This is a genomic window from Amycolatopsis coloradensis (assembly GCF_001953865.1).
GTDB classification, from domain to species: domain Bacteria; phylum Actinomycetota; class Actinomycetes; order Mycobacteriales; family Pseudonocardiaceae; genus Amycolatopsis; species Amycolatopsis coloradensis.
Genome location: NZ_MQUQ01000004.1, coordinates 325,698 through 343,093, shown reverse-complemented (window position 1 = coordinate 343,093; position 17,396 = coordinate 325,698). Strand labels below are relative to the sequence as shown.

The following is a 17,396-nucleotide window of genomic DNA, read 5'->3' as shown; positions in this document are numbered from 1 at the left end:
TGGGCAGGCTGTCGGTTCGCCCGCCGCGGCTCTCCGCATCCGTGCGTCGATGACACACGGATACAGGCCTGGGGACACTGGACTGATGCGAAGACTGGCGGGGATTCTCCTCGGAGCGGTTTTGATGTTGTGCGCCGGTGGCGACAGGACAGTCCCGGATTCATCGATGTCGCCGGCCGCCCGTGGCTACCTCGAGCACGCGTTGGATCTCCTGGAAGGCAAAGCACTCGACAGGTTCACCGTGAATTGGCCGAAGGTACGCGTCGAGGCCTTCGCCAGGGCGCGGGACGCGCGAGTGCCGGCGGATACCCACCGCGCGATCCGCGGCGCGATCTCCACCATCGGTAATCGCCACACCACTCTGCTGGAACCGGCGGTCGCATCGGCGGCGTTTCCGGCCGGCACGGCGGTGCCACGGGGTGATCTGCTGGACGGCCGGTTCGCCCGGCTGACGATCCCAGGCTTCCAGGCGGATCAAACCGCGGCAGAACGTTACGTATCCGCCGGACAGGACGTAATCAAGCGACTGGACGCGGCGGCACCGTGCGGCTGGTTGATCGACCTGGGCACGAACACCGGCGGGAACATGTGGCCGATGGTCACGGTCCTCGCGCCACTACTGGGCGACGGCCGTGCCGGTTCCTTCGTCGGACCGGACGGCAGCCGCATCGCTTGGTCGGTCCGCGGCGATCACGTCCTGCAAGGCGAGCGGACCATGGGAACGAACCCGGTGCGCCTGAAGACGCCGTCGCCCCCGGTCGCCATCCTCGTCTCCCAGGACACGATCAGCTCAGGAGAAGCGACCCTGGTGTCGTTCCTCGGCCTGGACCGAGTGCGCACCTTCGGTCAGCCCACCGCGGGATTCTCCACAGCGAACGAGAGCTTCGAACTCTCCGACGGCGCGCTGCTCATCGTCACCACCGCGACCATGGCGGACCGGACCGGGCGCCGCTACGGAAAGTCGATCGCACCGGACGAGCGGACCGGTGATCAGGTCGCCGCCGCGACCGCCTGGCTCGCCCGAGATCCGGCCTGCGCTTGAGGCAGGCCCGGTTTGCCCGCGAACATCGAGCGCAGCAGCGCCGCCTGAGCGTCGGATGTCGGCGGCGATCGCGCGGGCCGCGACTCCCAGTGCGCGGTGGAATCCGCTGAGGGCTTCGCCGGGGAATCGGTGCTGGATCCGGTGGGCCCAGTGCAGCGCGAGGGTGGTCTTGCCCATCCTGCCCGCGCCGACGGCGGTGATCACCACCGACCGCGGTCGCTCGTCGTACCGGCCGGGGTCGGCAGGGTGACCCATCCGGTCGTGGCGGTTTATTCGGCCTCGACCGGTACCTGTCGCCGGGTCGCGGGTGTCGTTGTGCACGCTAAGACGGGTCACGAGCGCCGCTTCCACGAACCTCGCCTTGTTCGCCTCGCCCGGCACCAGCGCGAACACCGCGTCCCCGCGGTCCTCCCGGTAACACTCGGCACAGGTGATCCCGGCCGACTCCATGACCTCGTAGAGACCGTCGTGCACCGCCCGAATCCCTCGACGTCGGCCACCACGATCGAAGGATGCCGTGAACCCCGCCCCTCCGTCATCGCCGCTTCCTCTCCCCGGCTCACCGAAGACAAGGGTCCCAAGAACACGGTGCGGAGATAAGGGCCGCTTAGGGTGACGCGCCCTTGACGTCCCGGGAAAGGGACGTCAAGGGCGCGATCCGGGGTGGTTCAGGACTTCTTCCGCGGTGCGCGCTTGCGCTTGGCGGGTGCTTCTTCGGCGACCGGTTCGGCGGGGGCCGACTCGGCGTTGTCGAACGCTTCGTAGATCTCGTTGGGAATGCGACCGCGCTCGGCGATCGCGTAGCCGTTCGCCGACGCCCAGGCGCGGACCTGCTGGTTGCGCTCACGATCGGTGGGCTTGGCCGTACCACCGGCCACGGTGGACTGTCCGGTTGCGACCTTCACCTTGCGTCCGCCGACTCGCCTGCTGGCGTCGATGAAGCGCTCGAGCTCTTCGCGCAGGGCGCCGGCGTTGTCGTCGGAGAGGTCGATCTCGTACGTGACGCCGTCGAGCGCGAAGGGCACGGTCTGGGTGGCTTCGCCNNGTCATGCCACGCCACCTCAGATTGGCGCAGTGCCAATGAGCCTAGCCGCAGTACGCCGAACCGGCGGAATGGCAGTCCCTTGCCGTCGCCGAACCCGGATGAACGATGTCCTTTTCGGACGGAGCAGGCCTACGGCGCGGGGGATGGTTCGGGGCCGTGCAGCAGCACCGGAAGCGTGCGATGCCCATTGGAAATGAACGAGTCGAGGTGCCCCAGCGCGTCGGGTGAGGTGGCAAGTGTCATGTCCGGGAACCGATCGAACAGGGCGGGCAGCGCGATCGCCGCCTCCAATCGGGCCAGCGGTGCGCCGAGGCAGAAGTGCACCCCGTAGCCGAACGCGACATGTGACTTGTCGGCGCGGGTGGCGTCGAACACGTCGGCGTCCGGCCCGTGCAGTGCCGGGTCCCGGCCGGCGGCGGCGTAGCCCGCCAGAATCGCCTCGCCCTGCCGGATGACCACATCGGCGACGGAGATGTCCTCGACTGCGTACCGCAGTGGCAGATGCGCCACCGGCGCCTGCCAGCGCAGGGTCTCCTCGATCGCGTCCTGCCAGGAGATCCGCCCGGCGCGGATCAGGGCGAGCTGGCCGGGATGGGTGAGCAGTGCGGTGATGGCCTGGTCGAGCAGGTTCACGGTGGTTTCATGGCCTGCCGAGATGAAGAGGATCAGGGTGTCGATCAGTTCGATTTCCTCCAGGCGGGCGCCGCCGTCCTGGGTGTGCGCGGCGATGAGCGCGGTGGTGAGATCCTCGCCGGGGTTCGCCCGCTTGGCGGCGACGAGTTCGGCGAAGGTCGAGTGGATAATCTGATACGCGGCGATCATCTCCTCGTGGCTCGCCGAGGTCTGGAAGAAGACGTCGATGGCGTGACGCAGCCCGGCGCGGGCCGAGTCCGGTACCCCGAACAGTTGACAGATCACGTTGATGGGTACCGGATAGGCGAAACTCTCCCTCAGGTCAACGGGTTTGCCCGGTGGCGTGGTCGCGATCTCCGCCAGGAGATCGTCGACGATCCGGGTGATCCAGGGGCGCAGCGTGGCGATCCGGCGCGCGGTGAAGGCCTGCGTCACGAGCGAGCGCAGCCGTTTGTGGTCGGCGCCGTACGCGGTGAACATGTTCCGCACCGAAACCCACACCAGCAACGGCCAGTCCTCGCTGATGTCCGCCAGTGCCGGCCAGTGCTGCCGGGCATCCTTGGAGACGCGGGGGTCGCTCAGGAGGCCGCGCAGCAGTTCGTGGCTTGTCACCGACCACGCCACCACACCACCCGGTAATTCCACCCGGGTGACCGGGCCACGCTCGCGCAGCCGTTTGTTTTCGCCATGGATGTCGTCGCCGCTCGGGTCCAGGACCAGGGGACGTGTCACCGGAAATCACCCTTTCTCGGTGGAGTGAACCGAGTCCAGAGTGCCAGTGGAGCGGTTGCCCGGCTATTCGCCAAACGGTGCGACGTTCACACTTGGGCCGCGCGTGCCTTCTCGTGAACCTCGGCGGCGACTTCCTTCAATTCCTGGGCGTCGCGCGTGCTTTGCTGCGGATCGATGAGGATCTCGTCGAACCCGATCACGGAATGCGGAACCAGATCGTCGACGATCTGGTCGGCGTTGCCTGGGAAGAGGGCGCGATCGTGACCTTCGTACGGCCGGGTGCGGGTAGCCGACCTGGCGGCGCTGCCGCACTGGGAACGCAGCCGGGTTTCCCGGCTCGGGTGTCCGGAAGACGGTCGCGGCGCTTTCGTTCGCATCGCTGAGACGGGTCAGGCGGCCATCGAGCGTGCCGCGCCCGGCCACGCACGTACCGTGCGGCGCCTGGTTTTCGACGCGCTCACCGCGGACGAGGTCGTGCGACTCGACGAAATCTTCCACCGGCTCCGCTCTCGCGCCGGTTTGTCGGCCGACTGAACGAGACGGATCCCCTCAGGGTGCCGACTGCCTTTGCCGAGCGCCCCTCGCTTTAAGACGAAACGCCGCCTACTGCTGGTCGGCAGCCGTGCGGTCGATGATGTCGGCCAGTATCGTGGCGGCCTCTTCGGGAACCCAGTGGCTGACGCCGGTCAGGATCTCCAGGCGGTAGCCGCCGTCGACGTACCGGCCCGCGAGTTCGGCGCCGCGCCGGGACAAGGCCGTGTCGCCGTCGCTCCAGACATGCGTGGTCGGCACCGGAACCCGGGCCCGCAAGGCAGCCGGGCGTTGCAGGAGCATGGCGCGATACCAGTTCAGCCCGCCTGTCAAGGCTCCGCCAACGAGGATCTCGTGGTGGACGCGGTCGATCTGGGCCGCTGTCATCCCGGTTTTCGCGAGCGTGCGGTCCAGCACCCGTGGCCGTCGTCGGATGGCGAATTCAGGCAGCAAGGGGAGCTGGAAGAAGAACATGTAGTAGGACCGGATGAGCTGGTCACTGGTCAGCATCGAGCGCAGGAACGCCGCGGCGTGGGGGACCGACACGGTGGTCAGCGACCTGATCAGCTCCGGTCGCTGTGCCGCGGTCGCCCAGGCGACGTTGGCGCCCCAGTCGTGTCCGGCGAGGTGGACCGGTCCGGCCCCGATGGCGTGGATCAGCGCGACGGTGTCGGCCACGAGACGGCTCGACCGATAGGCGAACCGGCCGCGTGGGCGTGCCCGGGGTGAGTATCCGCGCTGGTCGGGTGCGATCGTGCGGTATCCCCGCTCGGTGAGCAGCGCGGCGGTCTCGGCCCACGAGGCGCCGGTCTGCGGGAATCCGTGCAGCAGGACGACGACGGCGCCGTCGAGCGGGCCGGTGTCGCGCACGTCGAAGGTGAGCCCGTCGTGCTCGAAGGATTCGACGCGGCGCGGTGTGGTCATGATCGGGTCTCCGTACTCGCGACACGGCCATTTAGGTGTTACCTTGGGTAACAGTGAACCACGGTAACGCTCAATCTACACCCAGCCGACGTAGTCCGGGAGGTCCCTATGACCAGCACCGATATGCCGCGCACCGCGGGAACGGCCGGTGCCGGCCGCCAAGAGACCGCGCGGCGGCTCCTCGATTCCTCCGCGATGTTGTCCTATGACCCGGCCACCGAGGTGGACTGGGAGACGCCGCTGGACAAGGACTTCCACGGTGCCAGTCCGGAGTGGAGCACCCTTTACGGGACGAGCTACTGGGCCGAGATGACCCCGGAGCAGCAGAAGGAGCTCACGCGCCAGGAGGCCGCTTCGGTCGCGAGCACCGGCATCTGGTTCGAGATGATCCTGCAGCAGATGGTGCTGCGTGATTTCTACGCCAAGGACCCGACCGATCCGGCGTTCCAGTGGGCGCTGACCGAGGTCGCGGACGAATGCCGGCATTCGATCATGTTCGCCCGCGGCGCGGAGAAGCTCGGCGCGCCCCCGTATCGTCCGCGCAGGCTCGCCGTCGAGCTCGGCCGCGTCTTCAAGGCGACGGCCACCGGTGAAGCGGCTTACGCGGCGATCCTGGTCGCCGAAGAAGTCCTCGACGTGATGCAGCGTGACTGGATGCGTGACGAGCGGGTGGTCCCGTTCGTGCGGACCATCAACAACATCCACGTCGTCGAAGAGTCCCGGCACATGAAGTTCGCCCGGGAAGAGACCCGCGAACAGCTGGCGGGCGCGGGTTTCCTGCGCCGCCGGATCAACGCGCTGGTCATCGCGATCGCGTCGTATTTCATCGTCAGCAGCATGGTCAACCGCGATGTCTACAAGAACGCCGGACTCGACACCGAGCGCGCGCTGCGCGAGGCGAAGGCCAACGAGCACCACAAGTCGATGATGCGGTCCAGCTGCGCCGGCCTGATGGAGTTCCTCGGCTCGTGCGGCCTGCTCACCCGGCCCGCGCTGGTGTTCTACAAGCGGGCGAACCTGATCTGACATGGCCTTCGCGATCACTCAGACCTGTTGCAACGACGCCACTTGCGTGTCGGTCTGCCCGGTCAACTGCATCCACCCCACGCCGGACGAGCCCGACTTCGGCAGCACGGAGATGCTCTACGTCGACCCGGCCGCGTGCATCGACTGCGGGGCATGTGCGGACGCCTGCCCGGTGGACGCGATCTTCCCGGCGGACCTGCTGACCGGTCCGCTGAAGGTCTACGCGGGCCTCAACGCGCAGTACTACGCCGGTCGCGAGACCGCGCCCGCGGCCGACCCCGCGCCGAACTTCCACCGCTGGAGCCCGCCGACGTTCGACAGGGCCATTCCGAGCGACTTCGCGCCGCCGGACATCGCCGTCGTCGGCACCGGCCCGGCCGGGATGTACGCCGTCGAGGATCTGCTCCTGCACACGAACGCGCGGGTCACCCTGATCGACCGGTTGCCGGTCGCGGGCGGGCTCGTCCGCTTCGGCGTCGCCCCGGACCACCCGGCCACGAAGCGGATCGGCGAAACCTTCTCGCGGTTTCACGAGCACCCGCGGCTGCGGATGCGCCTGGGCACCGAGGTCGGCCGCGACGTCACCGTCGAGGAACTGGCCGAGCGCCACGACGCGGTCGTCTACGCCGTCGGCGCCTTCTCCGCTCGTGCCCTCGGCCTGGACGGCGAAGAGCAGCCCGGCAGTATCGCCGCGACCACCGTCGTCGGCTGGTACAACGGCCACCCGGACGTCCCCGCGAACGCGGTGGACCTGTCCTCGGAACGTGTCGTGCTGGTCGGCACCGGCAACGTCGCACTGGACGTGGCCAGGATCCTCACCGCCGATCCCGCCGAGCTGACCGGCACCACGATCGCCCGGCACGCGCTGGAACGGCTGCGCACGAGCAAGGTCCGTGAGGTCGTCCTGCTCGCCCGGCGCGGGCCGGAGGATGCCGCGTACACCTCTCCGGAACTGCTCGCGCTGGCGCACCGCACCGGCGTGCCGCTCGTCGTCGACGGCGAGGATCCGCGCACCGCGGCCGCGATCGACGCGGGCACCGGCAAGGCGGATGTGCTGCGCGAACTCGGCCGAGAGACCGTCGACTGGACCGCGCCGCCGGTCGCGGACGCCCGCCGGATCGTCCTGCGCTTCCACTCCGCGCCCACCGAGATCGTCGGCGACACGCAGGTGCGCGGCCTCCGGGTCACCGGTGCGGGCGGGCCGGTCGAAATCGCCGCCTGCCAGGTCGTACGCGCGGTCGGTTACCGCGGGATGCCGGTGCCGGGCCTGCCGTTCGACGCGGATCGCGGCACGATCCCGAACACCGCGGGCCGCGTCGACGGCCGGAGCGGTGCTTACGTGGTCGGCTGGATCAAACGCGGCCCCTCTGGCGGGATCGGCGCGAACCGCACCTGTGCCAGGGAGACGGTCGCGACGCTGCTGGAGGACATCACGTCCGGCCGTCTCCCGGTCCGGGCCCGGCGGTCGCCGATCGCCGCGCTGGCCGCCCGCTTCCGCGGCCGGTGACCGCGATCGGGCCCCGCTGTCAGCGAGTCACGCCCGCTCGCGCGAATCGGTCGAGACCGGCGCCGAGGGGTAAGGCAAGAGCGGCATGTCGCGAAAGCCACTTTCGCGACGTGAGCACGGGCCCGGGCCGTGAGGGAACGGGCACCGCGGAAGAGCTCGGTCACGACACCTTTGCCTTACCCCTCAATAGAACTCGCCTTATCGGGCTCCGCCGAGGCCGAGCCGTCCGCCGAGGTCGGCCAGCGTGCGGAGAAAACCGTCCAAGTGCTCCTCGGTGTGCCCGGCGTTGAGGATCAGCCGCAGCAAAGGCTTGTTCCGGGGGACGGCGGGGTAGAAGAAGACCGGGACGAGGTATCCGCGCGCCAGGAAGGAGTCCTTCAGCTCGACCGCCGTCGCGTCGTCGCCCGCGGGTACCGAGATGAGGTAGGACGGGGTCGAATGGGGCGGGAACCCGATTTCGGCGAGCCGTTCGCGGAATACGGCGACCCGGCGCAGGTAGTCGTCGACGATCGCGGGCTCGGTGCGCAGCAGGCGCATGATCCGCGTCGCGGTGCTCGCCGTGGGCGGTTGCATGGCGGCGGTGAACATGGAGGTCCCGGACAGCAGCTCTAACGCGAGCATCGGATCGGTGGGCCCGGCGATGGCGCCGCCTTCGAGACCGACGGACTTGGAAAAGGAGACCATCACGAAGTCGGCTCTGCGCAAGGCGTCGAACTCGGCCGCGAACGGACGGTTTTCCGCGCCGTAGAGCAGGAACCCGTTCGCGTCGTCGACGTAGCTGAGCGCCTGGTGACGTTCGCAGAGATCGAGCAGGGTGCCGATCGGGGCGACCGTGCCGTCGGCGGAGTAGACGCTTTCGAAGACGACGACGGTCTTCTTGCCTTCGAGCCTGCTCAGGATCCGGTTCAGATCGGCCGCGTCGTTGTGCCGGAACGCGAACAGTTGCCGTCCGTAGGTCAGGTTCTCGACAGCCTTCCACAGGCTCCAATGCGCGTCCCGGTCCAGCACGAACACCGCGTCCTGATTGTCGATCTCCCAGCCCTGGCCCAGATTCATGTGGTGTGTCATGGCGTGCACGAAGCCGAGGTTGGCCAGCAGCCCGCTGGCGAAGCTGATGGCGCGTTCCTTGCCGGTGGCAGCGCAGAGTTCGCGTTCCAGCTCCAGGTGAGGACGGCAGATTCCCTGCGTCATCCTCGATCCGCCGGTGGTCAGGCCGTAGCGGGCGATGCCGTCGAGGAAATGCCGCTGCACGTCGGCGCGGTCCTGGAGGTTCAGGAAGTTGATACTCGCGAAGTTGGCCAGTGTGCGGCCGTCGCGCACCACCGTGGGGCCCGCCGGGCCGTCGATCACGGGCGGGTCGGTGAGGCCGAGGCCCTTGCCCGCGGCGAGGAAGTCGGCGAACGGCCAGTGCTTGAGCGCGGCCGAAACGGATGTCGTCACTCGGGTTCTCCTTGGGATGGCGTACTGGTGAGCGGTCGGCGGACCACCGTGGGATCACGAGGGGACATCGCTGTCCTCGGCCACGTTCGCGCGGGGGAGACCGGGCGGCAGGACCGGTTCGGGGAACAGGTGCCGGTCGATGCGCACAGCGCCCCAGAACCGGGAAAGCGGGCGTAGGTAACCCAGGCTCATCCGGAATCGGCAGCCGAGTTTGGCCTTGGCCGTCTCGTTGGAGATGCCGAAGTCCACCGTGTGATAGCCGTGCGAAAGGGCGAACCGGATGATGTGATGACCCATGTGCCGGTGCAGCGACACGGATCCGACATGTTTGTGGTCGAGGCCGCTGTAGGTGGACTCCAGCATTCCTTCCCGCGCCAGCAACAGGTCGAATCCGACCGGCTTCCCGCCGTGGCTCGCCAAGATCACGATGGTCTCGGGAAGCTCGGTGACCCGCCGGAAGTAGTCCTCGGTGAGGAAGATCTGATCCGGGTCGTGGTACTTCTCGTACAGATTGACCCAGAGCGCATGCAGGGTGGCGACCGCGCCGGGTGGGAGGGCGCCCTGGTGCGCCTCCACGTGATAGCCCGCCGCGGCCACCTGCCGCGCGTCCCGCCGGACGCTTTTCCTGGTCTTGCCCGGCAGCGACGCGAGGTAGCCGTCGAAGTCGGGCCATGCCACCTTGAGCACGGCGTCGGCGAACATCGGGATCCGGCGGAAGCCGAGCCGCCGGAGGAGGCCGTCGCAGGCCGTGCCCGGGCCGGGTTCCCAAAAATCACGGAACAGCAGGAATTTCGCCCCCAGTGCCGACGCGTCGGCGCGCATCGCCCCGGCCAGCACATCGAGGGTGTCCTCGGCGAGATCGGCCGTGGCGAAGTGGAACGGCGGGCCGAGGTTCACCGGTGACCCGCCGACGAACACCGGCAGGTGCAGCGGGCCGATCAGCGGATGGCGGACCACGAACCCGTATGCCATCGCCAGCAGCCGCCCGTCCAGGCGCAGTGTGAAGAACCGGAAAGCGCAGTCAAGGCCGGCGGTGGCGATGGCGGAGAGATAGGCCGTGGTGTGCGGTGGTTCCGGATGGCGCAGAGCGGCCAGCTCGTCGTCCGCCACGTCGAGCCGATCGGAAACACGCACCTCATAAGCTGCCGGCATTTCCCTGCCTTCGGGTCGTCAGCGCGTCCGGATCGCGTAGTGGTCCGCCACCATGGCGAAGGCTCTCGCGGTGAGGGCTTCTTTGCGGGCGTCGAGGCCTTGTTCGATCCATTTCTCCTGATCCAGGACATAGGTGTCGACAACGGTGACGCGATACAGCCGCAGATCGTCGTCGCCCCGGAACTCGGTGAGTTCTTCCTCCGGTGACTTGTCCGTCAGGTGCGCGGTCTGTTCCAGAAACCGTCGTACCGGGTCTTCCTCGGAAACTTCCTCGCAGGTTCCGGAGAACTGGACGCTGTCGGCGTCGTCCGGTGTCACCGCCGAGTCGTAGGCGACGCCGGCGACTCTCGGATCCCGTTCGATCGCCCTGGCGTGCCGGGAGTCTCTTCGGGACATGAAATACAGAAAACAGGGTGGCGATGTGCTGTAGGCGACAACGGCGGCCCACGGTCCTCTTTCGTCTACTGTGGACAAAGCGAGGTAGTCGTTCTCGCCGAGAATCCTTGCCGCGCGCGAGGTTGCTTCCTCGATCGTTCCGGTCATGCGCGTACTCCGTGGTCGATTGACTGGATCGGGTGTGGCGGATACCGTCCTTCAAGACGATTCTGGGAGGTATGACCGTGCCGGACTCGCGTTTCGCCGAGGCACTCACCGAGATCGCCCCACTTCTTCGCTGTCAGTCTTGTTTTCGAGGCCCGCTGTCGGTCGCGCCGGACGGGTTGGCCTGTTCTTCCTGTGCGTACGAGTTTCCTTTGGTCGACGGCATTCTCGACATGAGTGGCGCCGGCCCCCGGCTCGACGACGTCGGTGACAAGCCCTACGAAGGCCGGTGGGCGAGCTTTTACGATTGGCTGATGAGCAGGCCTTCCCGGCAACGGCTGGACGCGGGCCTGCTCGGCCTCGACGTGTCGCGCTACTACGCGGAGATGCCCGCCCGGCTCGGCGCGCTGGGCGACGGGCCGACGCTGGAAGTGCCGTGTGGCAACGTTCCCTTTCTGGACCACGCCGAGGCGTACCGGCGGAACGGCCCGTGGATCTTCGTGGACCTGTCCTGGGCGCTGCTGCGCCGGCTCACGGCGCGGCTGGCCGAAAGGGGGCTGCGCCGCCATCTCGCCGTGCGCGCCGACGTCCGGTCGTTGCCCGTGCTGGACGGGCGGATGCGGAACGTCGTCTCGATGTTCGGCCTGCATTGCTTTCACGACAAGGCGACGGTGTTCGCGGAGTTCCGGCGATGCCTGCGCCCCGAGGGTTCCGTCGTGGCCAGCACGCTGACGACCGACGGTCACGCGATATCCCGCTTCTATCACCGGCTCAGCCAGTCGGACGGGACTTTCGCCCCGGACAACTCGGCCGCGGACGTGTGCTCGGCCGCGCGGGGGCACGGCTTCAGGATCGGGGACGAGTTGCGGCTCGGGTCCGCGTACGTGTTCGGCGCCGGTGTCGCGCACGACGCCGGATGAGCGGCTGATGCGGCGGCCCGGCTGCGGTACTCCGAAAGCGCGCGGTGGGAGACCCGGCCCGGGCCGGATCATTCCTCCCACCGCCGGATGACCAGCACCGCGTTGTGACCGCCGAATCCGAAGGAGTTGCTCATCGCGATCCGCGTGTCCCATTCCTGCGGACGGTGCGGGACGAAGTTGATTTCCGTGTCCAACGGGGTGTCGCAGTTGATCGTGGGCGGAACGAAGCCGGTTTGCACGGCGTAACCCGCCGCGATCAGCTCGACCGCGCCCGCCGCGCCGATCATGTGCCCGGTCATGGACTTCGTCGAACTGACCGGGATCTTCACGGCGTGTTCCCCGAACACCTGCCGGATCGCCTGGACCTCGGTCTCGTCGTTGAGTTCGGTGCTGGTGCCGTGCGCGTTGATGTAGTCCACTTCGGACGGTTCGATGCCCGCGTCGGCGAGAGCGTTCCGCATGGCACGTCGCGCGCCAAGGCCTTCGGGGTGCGGCGAGGTCCAGTGGTAGGCGTCGGAGGTGCTGGCGTAACCGATCACTTCGGCCAGGATGTTCCTGCCCCGGCTGATCGCACCGGTGGCTTCTTCGAGGACGAGAGCGCCCGCGCCCGCACTCATGATGAAGCCGTCCCGGTCCTTGTCGAACGGCCGTGACGCCCGTTCCGGGTCGTCGTTGCGCCTGGACAGGGCTCGCGCGTTGGAACTGCCCGCGATGTCGACCGCGGTGACACAGCAGTCCGTGCCGCCCGTGAGCACGATGTCCGCGTATCCGTGCTGGATCCACCGCGCGGCCTCGCCGATCGCGTCGGTGCCCGTGGCGCACGCGGTGCTGATGGCCCTGGTCGGTCCCGTCGCGCCGAACATCATGCTGACTTCGCCGGACGCGCTGTCCATCGCACCGGTGATCGCGGAGAACGGGCTGATCCCGCGTGGGCCTTTCGTCCGCAGCTGTTCGGCCTGGCGGTAGTACGAGCCGACCGGGCCGTAGCCGGAGCCGATGAGCACCCCGGCCCGCGGCGCGAGATGCGGCGGGATCGTCAGTTTGGCCGCTTCGACGGCTTGGACTGTCGCGGCCACGGCGTACTGGGCGTAGGTGTCCATCCGGCGGCTGATCTTGTGCGGCATGTAGTCGTCGGCGTCGAAACCCTTGACCTCACCCGCGATTTGCGTCAGCAGCCCGGTCGTGTCGAACGAATTGATCTTCGCGATCCCGCAGCGGCCCTCGAGGAGTGCGGCCCAGGTGTCGTCGGCCGTGAGACCCACCGGGGTGATCGCTCCCCAGCCGGTGATGACGGCTCGCCGCCGGTCGCGGTGTACTTCATCCTCGATCATGCGGGCCTGCCTCCGATTCTCGTGCGGACGGACTGGTTTCCGGGAAGTCCCCGGCGAGCGCGTCCAGGAACGGCGGCACGTCGTCGAGCCTCACCCCGATGTGGAGTAGGAAGACCTTTCCGGTGAGGCCGGCTCGCAGGCCCCGGTCGAGATGACGTTCCAGGTCGTCCTTCTCCGTGACGACGACCTGCTCCAGACCCGGGATCACCGACGTGCCGGTCTCGGCCTCCCCGGCCGTCACGAAGGGAAAGCGCCCGGGGTCGAGACCGAGCCGCCCGAGCTGGGAGTGCAGCCAGCCGTAGCCGCCGTTGTGCAGCACCACGTAGAGGACACCGATGCGCTCCCGTGCCAGGGTCGCGAGATCGGCGCGGACCATCTCGAAGGCACCGTCCCCGGCGAACACCACCACCGGCCGGTCCGGGGCCGCCAACCGCACTCCCGCCGCGGCGGCCGTGCCGAACCCGAGGCTGGTCTGTTCGGAGGGGACGATCGAGCCACCGCCGCGGTCGCAGCTGGAGAACGGGTAGAGGTAGGACCACATGTCCTGCAAGCCGTTCTCCTGGACGAGGATCCGGTGCGGCGGAACGACGACCTCGATCGCCGCCAGCACTTCGGCGACGTGGATGTCGTCGCTCTTTCCCAGGCGTTCCAGTGTTTCCCGCCGATCGCGATGGAGCGTCTCACGGCATACGCGGATCTCGTCCAGCCAGCCACGGTGGGGGACCAGGCCTTCCGGCAGCCGCCCGAGCCAGGCGCGCAGCGTCGCGGCGGCGTCTCCGACCACCTTCGGCCCCCAGTACTCCGTGGACAGCCCGAGCGGATCGACGTCGACCTGCAGAACCGGGATCGTCGTCCCCAATCCCGGCCAGCCGAAGGCCGCGGTCTCCTCCAGCCTGCTTCCCAGCGCGATGACGAGATCGCTGGTCTTCACCAGCTCCGCAGTCGCCGGAGGCGCGTACAGCCCCGCGAGGCCACAGAACGACTCGTGCGTCTCGTCGAGGCAACCGCGGCCGGACGCGGTGCTGAGCAGCGCCGCCCCGATCCGTTCCGCGAACCGCTCGATGAGGTGGTCCCCGTTGCGGTGCCGTGCGCCGCCGCCCACCACCAGCGTCGGCCTGCGACTGCCGCGGAGTACTTCGAGCGCCGCCTGGTCGGCAGGATCGGAAACCAGTGTCCCGGTGACGCCGGTGTGGAGGGACCACGGGCGGTCGCGGGTGACCTCCTCCCGGAGGAGGTGGTCGGGGATCTCCACGTACACCGGGCCTGGCTGACCGCTGGTCGCGACGAGAAAGGCTTTCTCCAGCGTGGGGACGACCCGATCCGGGTGGTCGATCCGGTAGGCCCGCTTCACCAGTGGCGTCATCACCGCGACCTGGTCCAGTTCCTGGAAGGCGCCGGAGCCGCGCCGGTCGCCGCCGGTGCCCGCGGCCAGGATCACCAGTGGTGCGGCCGAAGAACGCGCTTCGAGCACGCCGGTCAGCGTGTTGGTGACCGCGGGCCCCTTACCGACGACGCAGACGCCCGGACTCCCGGATTGCAGTGCGTACCCGGTGGCCATGAACACCGCGTTGCGCTGGTCGCGGCAGAGGATCAGCCGCAACCGCGCGGCTTCCACCGCGGGCAGCGCTTCGAGATCGTCCGAGGGGAGTCCGAAAAGGACGGTCGTGCCACGGAGCCGGAGGTAGTCCGCCGCGGCGTGCCAGGCGTTCGGATAGCGCGTCGTGACCGCGTTCATGCGGACGTCCGATCCGGGGTGAGGTGTTCGGCGACCGATTCGGAGATCAGCAGTGGCCGGGCCGTGCGTCTACCCCGGTGGGCGAGATAGTTGGCGATCATGCCGCGGCCACCGAACGGCTCGTTGCCGTTGTCCACGTCCAGCAACGTGGTGTCGTGGCACACCAGATGCCGGTCGGCGAGCACGTCGGCGATGCCGGTGTCGTCCCCGTACACCATCGCTCCCATCGCCCGTTCGCGGAAGAACTCGGAGGTGACGCGCTCGCGAAGCTGCGCATCGCTGTCGTAGCGCATCACGTTGAAGATCGGCGAGAACAGTTCCGCGACCGGTACTTTCGTGCTCATCGGGCGGGCGAGGACGGTCGGCTGGAGATGACCTGTGCGGAAGTCGACCTGGCCGCCGGACACGATGTGCTCGCCGTGCTCCCGGAGAAAGTCGACAGCGTCGGTGAGGGCGGATTCGTAGTACAGCGGACCGTAATCCGCGCCGGGATCGGTGTACTGGCCGAAGCGCAGTTCCCGGACCCGTTCGGTCAGCAGTCCGACGAACCGGTCGAAGCCGCCGTGGTGCACGAAGAACACATCCGGGCCGAAACAGTCCTGGCCGGAATTGAACAGCCTGATCCGGATGGCGTCGGTGACCGCCTTGTCGAGGTCGGCGTCCGGGGCGACGATGAAGGGGTTCACCCCTTGCCCGTAGTACAGGAACAGCTGGTCCTTCCGTATGGCCGTCCTGACCTGCTCCGCGTTCTTGTACGCCCCGGTGAAGGTGACGAGATCGGCCTGCGCGACCGGGCCGTCGAGGAACTCCCGCTGGGTGAGCGGATGAAGGGTGATGGGCAACCCGTGGATGGGGGCCAGCAGTTCGTGCAGCCGCCGCATGGTTCCCGCGACCTGCTGTGAGGATCGGAAACCGATCTCGTCCACGAACAGCGAGGGGACGAGCAACTGCAGGACGTAGGAGTAGAAGACGATGTTCGACGGCATGAACACCGCCATTCCCGGTACTCGGCCAGGACGGTACTTCTCGACTTCGGCGACCGCGCCCCGCAGGGTGTCCAGTGCGGACCAGATCTCCGACTCGGCCGAGCGGAAGTTCGAGATCTCGGTGAGAATGTCCAGCACCGGCCCTGGATCGGCCTCGATGGCCGACCGTACCGCCGCGAGGCGGGCCGCCCTGTCGGGCCCGGCAGGCGGCTCGGACGTCTCGACTCGCGCCGGGCGGGACTCCGCCGTGGACATCGAGCCCGCCGCGATCTGCTTCAGCCGGTCCTGATCGGGCTTGCCGTTCCTGGTGACCGGGAAGGCCCCCACCACCACGACCTGGTTGGGCTGCTCGAAATCGGCGAGGTGCTCGCTCATCCGCTGCCGCCAGTTCTGCCCGGGTCCCAGGTGGGGATCGGCCACGACGAACACGAGACGGCAACCGCGCCGGTCGTCGTCGAGCGGGACGACGGTGACCGGACGCCCGCACGCCTCCGCCTTGCGCGCCAGTTCCGCCGGGTAGAGCGTGTATCCCAGGCGGTGCACCGCGTGCTTGCGGCCGATGACGTGAAGCCGCCCTTGGCCGTCGCGGAATCCGAGATCGTGGGTGAGATACCAGTCGCCGTCCCTGCGGGTGAGGGTGCCGTCCTCGGCGAGATACCCCTCGAACAGGCCCGCCGATCGCACCCGGATCTCGCCGATCTCGCCATCGGCCACCGGTTTCCCGCCGTCGTCCCGGATCTGGAGTTCGACGCCGGGCAGTGGGTGCCCGCATCCGTGTGGATCGTCCGGTGTGGCGAGGGCTATGTTCCCCGCTTCGGTACTGCCGTAGCCGTCCAGTAGCGAGCTGCCGACCACGGTTTGAAAGCGCTTCGCCAGTGGCCTGCCGAGAGGGGCTCCACCCACACACCACATCCGGACCGAGCCGAGGCGGTCCCGGAGCACCGGTCGTTGTTCGAGGATGCCGAGCACCGTGTGGTAGGTCGACGGCGTCGCGTCGACAGCGGTGACTCCGGCCCGGGCGGCCGCCTCCAGCGCGTGGTCCACGCGCACCCGCGGCGCGACGACGAGTGAGCAACCCGCGAGCCACCACACCAGCAAAAGCGACAAACCGTACTGATGGGAAAAGGGAAGCAGGGGGAGCAGGACATCGGACGGGCGGTAGCCGAGTCGCTCCCGGGTCCGTTCCGAGTTCTCCCAGATCGCCGAGCCCGACCGGACGATGACCTTCGCCGCCCCGGTGGTCCCCGACGAGGAGGTGATGAGCGCGTCGTTCCTGCCACGCCACGCGTCGAACGACAGTCGCTGACCGTGGACCGGCCTGCCGGGGTCTCCGCGCAGGTCGGTGCTGAGAAGTACTTTCGCGATATCGGAGAACTCCGCGACCCGTCCGAGGTCGGCGTCCGTGATCACCCACTCGGCCCCGGTCAGCAGCGCCAGTCGCCGGTGCTGCCGGGGAACCTGCCCGGAGTCGGCGAGCACGATACTCACATCGAGATGGATCAGTCCGAAGAGGATCGCGATGAATTCCACCGAATTGTCCGCTATCAGGAGAACCGTGTCTCCGCGCCGGACCCCTCGGCCCGCCAATTCGGTGGCGGTGCGGACGGCGTCCAGTTCGACGTCCGGCAGTATTGTCTCGTGTAGTCCGTGTAAGTCCGTGTGGATCAATTTTGCTTCCCCAGGAAGCGCCACTGCAACTACCTCCATGCGGCCTGGGACGTACCGATCGCAGGTCCAGGCCGAGTCAACCCGATTGGTTGGTGAAACAATCGATATCGGCAATTCGACAACAGTGTGGTTCCGGTGGTCCGGACGCCGCGACAACCCCCTGTTTGTGGTGGAATGCCGAACT

Annotated in this window: 14 protein-coding genes; 5 read left to right on the top strand and 9 right to left on the bottom strand. The window is 68.2% G+C overall.

Features of this window, described 5'->3' with window-relative positions:
- The first annotated feature begins 166 nt into the window (after window positions 1-166).
- Complete coding sequence (locus tag BS329_RS08705; protein ID WP_076157741.1) at window positions 167-1,042, top strand: S41 family peptidase; 876 nt, start codon at window positions 167-169, stop codon at window positions 1,040-1,042.
- 668 nt (window positions 1,043-1,710) lie between these two features.
- Here the strand turns inward: BS329_RS08705 and BS329_RS08700 are convergent.
- Complete coding sequence (locus tag BS329_RS08700) at window positions 1,711-2,067, bottom strand: histone-like nucleoid-structuring protein Lsr2 (protein WP_076157739.1); 357 nt, start codon at window positions 2,065-2,067, stop codon at window positions 1,711-1,713.
- A 149-nt stretch (window positions 2,068-2,216) separates the two neighbouring features.
- The gene (locus BS329_RS08695; RefSeq protein ID WP_076157736.1) at window positions 2,217-3,452 is read right to left on the bottom strand and encodes a cytochrome P450 family protein; all 1,236 of its coding nucleotides are present in this window, start codon (window positions 3,450-3,452) and stop codon (window positions 2,217-2,219) included.
- Between the two features lie 279 nt (window positions 3,453-3,731).
- Here BS329_RS08695 and BS329_RS41770 point away from each other — a divergent pair, with 279 nt between their 5' ends.
- Entirely contained in the window at window positions 3,732-3,986 is a 255-nt protein-coding gene (locus BS329_RS41770) for a helix-turn-helix domain-containing protein (RefSeq protein WP_208619176.1), read from the top strand.
- A 69-nt stretch (window positions 3,987-4,055) separates the two neighbouring features.
- On the opposite strand, the gene BS329_RS08685 is transcribed toward BS329_RS41770, so the two are convergent.
- Complete coding sequence (locus tag BS329_RS08685; protein WP_076157733.1) at window positions 4,056-4,907, bottom strand: alpha/beta fold hydrolase; 852 nt, start codon at window positions 4,905-4,907, stop codon at window positions 4,056-4,058.
- Window positions 4,908-5,015: 108 nt separating this feature from the next.
- On the opposite strand from BS329_RS08685, the gene BS329_RS08680 reads away from it, so the two are divergent.
- Together BS329_RS08680 and BS329_RS08675 are read left to right on the top strand one after the other, a co-directional pair.
- Window positions 5,016-5,933: an AurF N-oxygenase family protein gene (locus tag BS329_RS08680; protein WP_076157730.1), complete on the top strand. Its 918-nt coding sequence runs from the start codon at window positions 5,016-5,018 to the stop codon at window positions 5,931-5,933.
- 1 nt (window position 5,934) lies between these two features.
- Window positions 5,935-7,440, top strand: coding sequence for an FAD-dependent oxidoreductase (locus BS329_RS08675; RefSeq protein ID WP_076157727.1), 1,506 nt, complete (start codon window positions 5,935-5,937; stop codon window positions 7,438-7,440).
- Window positions 7,441-7,638: 198 nt separating this feature from the next.
- Here BS329_RS08675 and BS329_RS08670 read toward each other — a convergent pair whose 3' ends face one another.
- From BS329_RS08670 to BS329_RS08660, 3 genes are read right to left on the bottom strand one after another with little or no spacing between them, the layout of a single operon-like run.
- Entirely contained in the window at window positions 7,639-8,880 is a 1,242-nt protein-coding gene (locus BS329_RS08670; protein WP_076157724.1) for an aminotransferase class I/II-fold pyridoxal phosphate-dependent enzyme, read from the bottom strand.
- 54 nt (window positions 8,881-8,934) lie between these two features.
- Window positions 8,935-10,032 (bottom strand): GNAT family N-acetyltransferase, encoded by a 1,098-nt coding sequence (locus BS329_RS08665; protein WP_143252926.1) that lies wholly within the window; start codon window positions 10,030-10,032, stop codon window positions 8,935-8,937.
- A gap of 18 nt (window positions 10,033-10,050) precedes the next feature.
- Window positions 10,051-10,575, bottom strand: coding sequence for a pyridoxamine 5'-phosphate oxidase family protein (locus tag BS329_RS08660; RefSeq protein ID WP_076157719.1), 525 nt, complete (start codon window positions 10,573-10,575; stop codon window positions 10,051-10,053).
- A 71-nt stretch (window positions 10,576-10,646) separates the two neighbouring features.
- On the opposite strand from BS329_RS08660, the gene BS329_RS08655 reads away from it, so the two are divergent.
- Window positions 10,647-11,492 carry a class I SAM-dependent methyltransferase gene (locus tag BS329_RS08655; protein ID WP_076157716.1) on the top strand — a complete coding sequence of 282 codons (846 nt, stop codon included), beginning with the start codon at window positions 10,647-10,649 and terminating at the stop codon, window positions 11,490-11,492.
- Between the two features lie 68 nt (window positions 11,493-11,560).
- Here the strand turns inward: BS329_RS08655 and fabF are convergent, their stop codons facing one another.
- The 3 genes from fabF to BS329_RS08640 are packed head-to-tail and all read right to left on the bottom strand — an operon-like array spanning window position 11,561 to window position 17,212.
- Window positions 11,561-12,823 (bottom strand): beta-ketoacyl-ACP synthase II, encoded by a 1,263-nt coding sequence (fabF, locus tag BS329_RS08650; RefSeq protein WP_076157713.1) that lies wholly within the window; start codon window positions 12,821-12,823, stop codon window positions 11,561-11,563.
- Entirely contained in the window at window positions 12,810-14,558 is a 1,749-nt protein-coding gene (locus tag BS329_RS08645) for a thiamine pyrophosphate-binding protein (RefSeq protein ID WP_076157710.1), read from the bottom strand. The genes fabF and BS329_RS08645 overlap by 14 nt, the downstream gene beginning before the upstream one ends.
- Entirely contained in the window at window positions 14,555-17,212 is a 2,658-nt protein-coding gene (locus tag BS329_RS08640) for an aldehyde dehydrogenase family protein (RefSeq protein ID WP_158075759.1), read from the bottom strand. The genes BS329_RS08645 and BS329_RS08640 overlap by 4 nt, the downstream gene beginning before the upstream one ends.
- Between the last annotated feature and the right edge of the window lie 184 nt (window positions 17,213-17,396).

Excerpts from the sequence above, each read along its gene's own strand:
- BS329_RS08660 (WP_076157719.1), bottom strand. The coding sequence starts at position 10,575 with ATGACCGGAACGATCGAGGAAGCAACCTCGCGCGCGGCAAGGATTCTC.
- fabF (WP_076157713.1), bottom strand. The coding sequence starts at position 12,823 with ATGATCGAGGATGAAGTACACCGCGACCGGCGGCGAGCCGTCATCACC.
- BS329_RS08655 (WP_076157716.1), top strand. The coding sequence starts at position 10,647 with ATGACCGTGCCGGACTCGCGTTTCGCCGAGGCACTCACCGAGATCGCC.
- BS329_RS08645 (WP_076157710.1), bottom strand. The coding sequence starts at position 14,558 with ATGAACGCGGTCACGACGCGCTATCCGAACGCCTGGCACGCCGCGGCG.
- BS329_RS08705 (WP_076157741.1), top strand. The coding sequence starts at position 167 with ATGTCGCCGGCCGCCCGTGGCTACCTCGAGCACGCGTTGGATCTCCTG.
- BS329_RS08685 (WP_076157733.1), bottom strand. The coding sequence starts at position 4,907 with ATGACCACACCGCGCCGCGTCGAATCCTTCGAGCACGACGGGCTCACC.
- BS329_RS08665 (WP_143252926.1), bottom strand. The coding sequence starts at position 10,032 with ATGCCGGCAGCTTATGAGGTGCGTGTTTCCGATCGGCTCGACGTGGCG.
- BS329_RS08680 (WP_076157730.1), top strand. The coding sequence starts at position 5,016 with ATGACCAGCACCGATATGCCGCGCACCGCGGGAACGGCCGGTGCCGGC.
- BS329_RS08675 (WP_076157727.1), top strand. The coding sequence starts at position 5,935 with ATGGCCTTCGCGATCACTCAGACCTGTTGCAACGACGCCACTTGCGTG.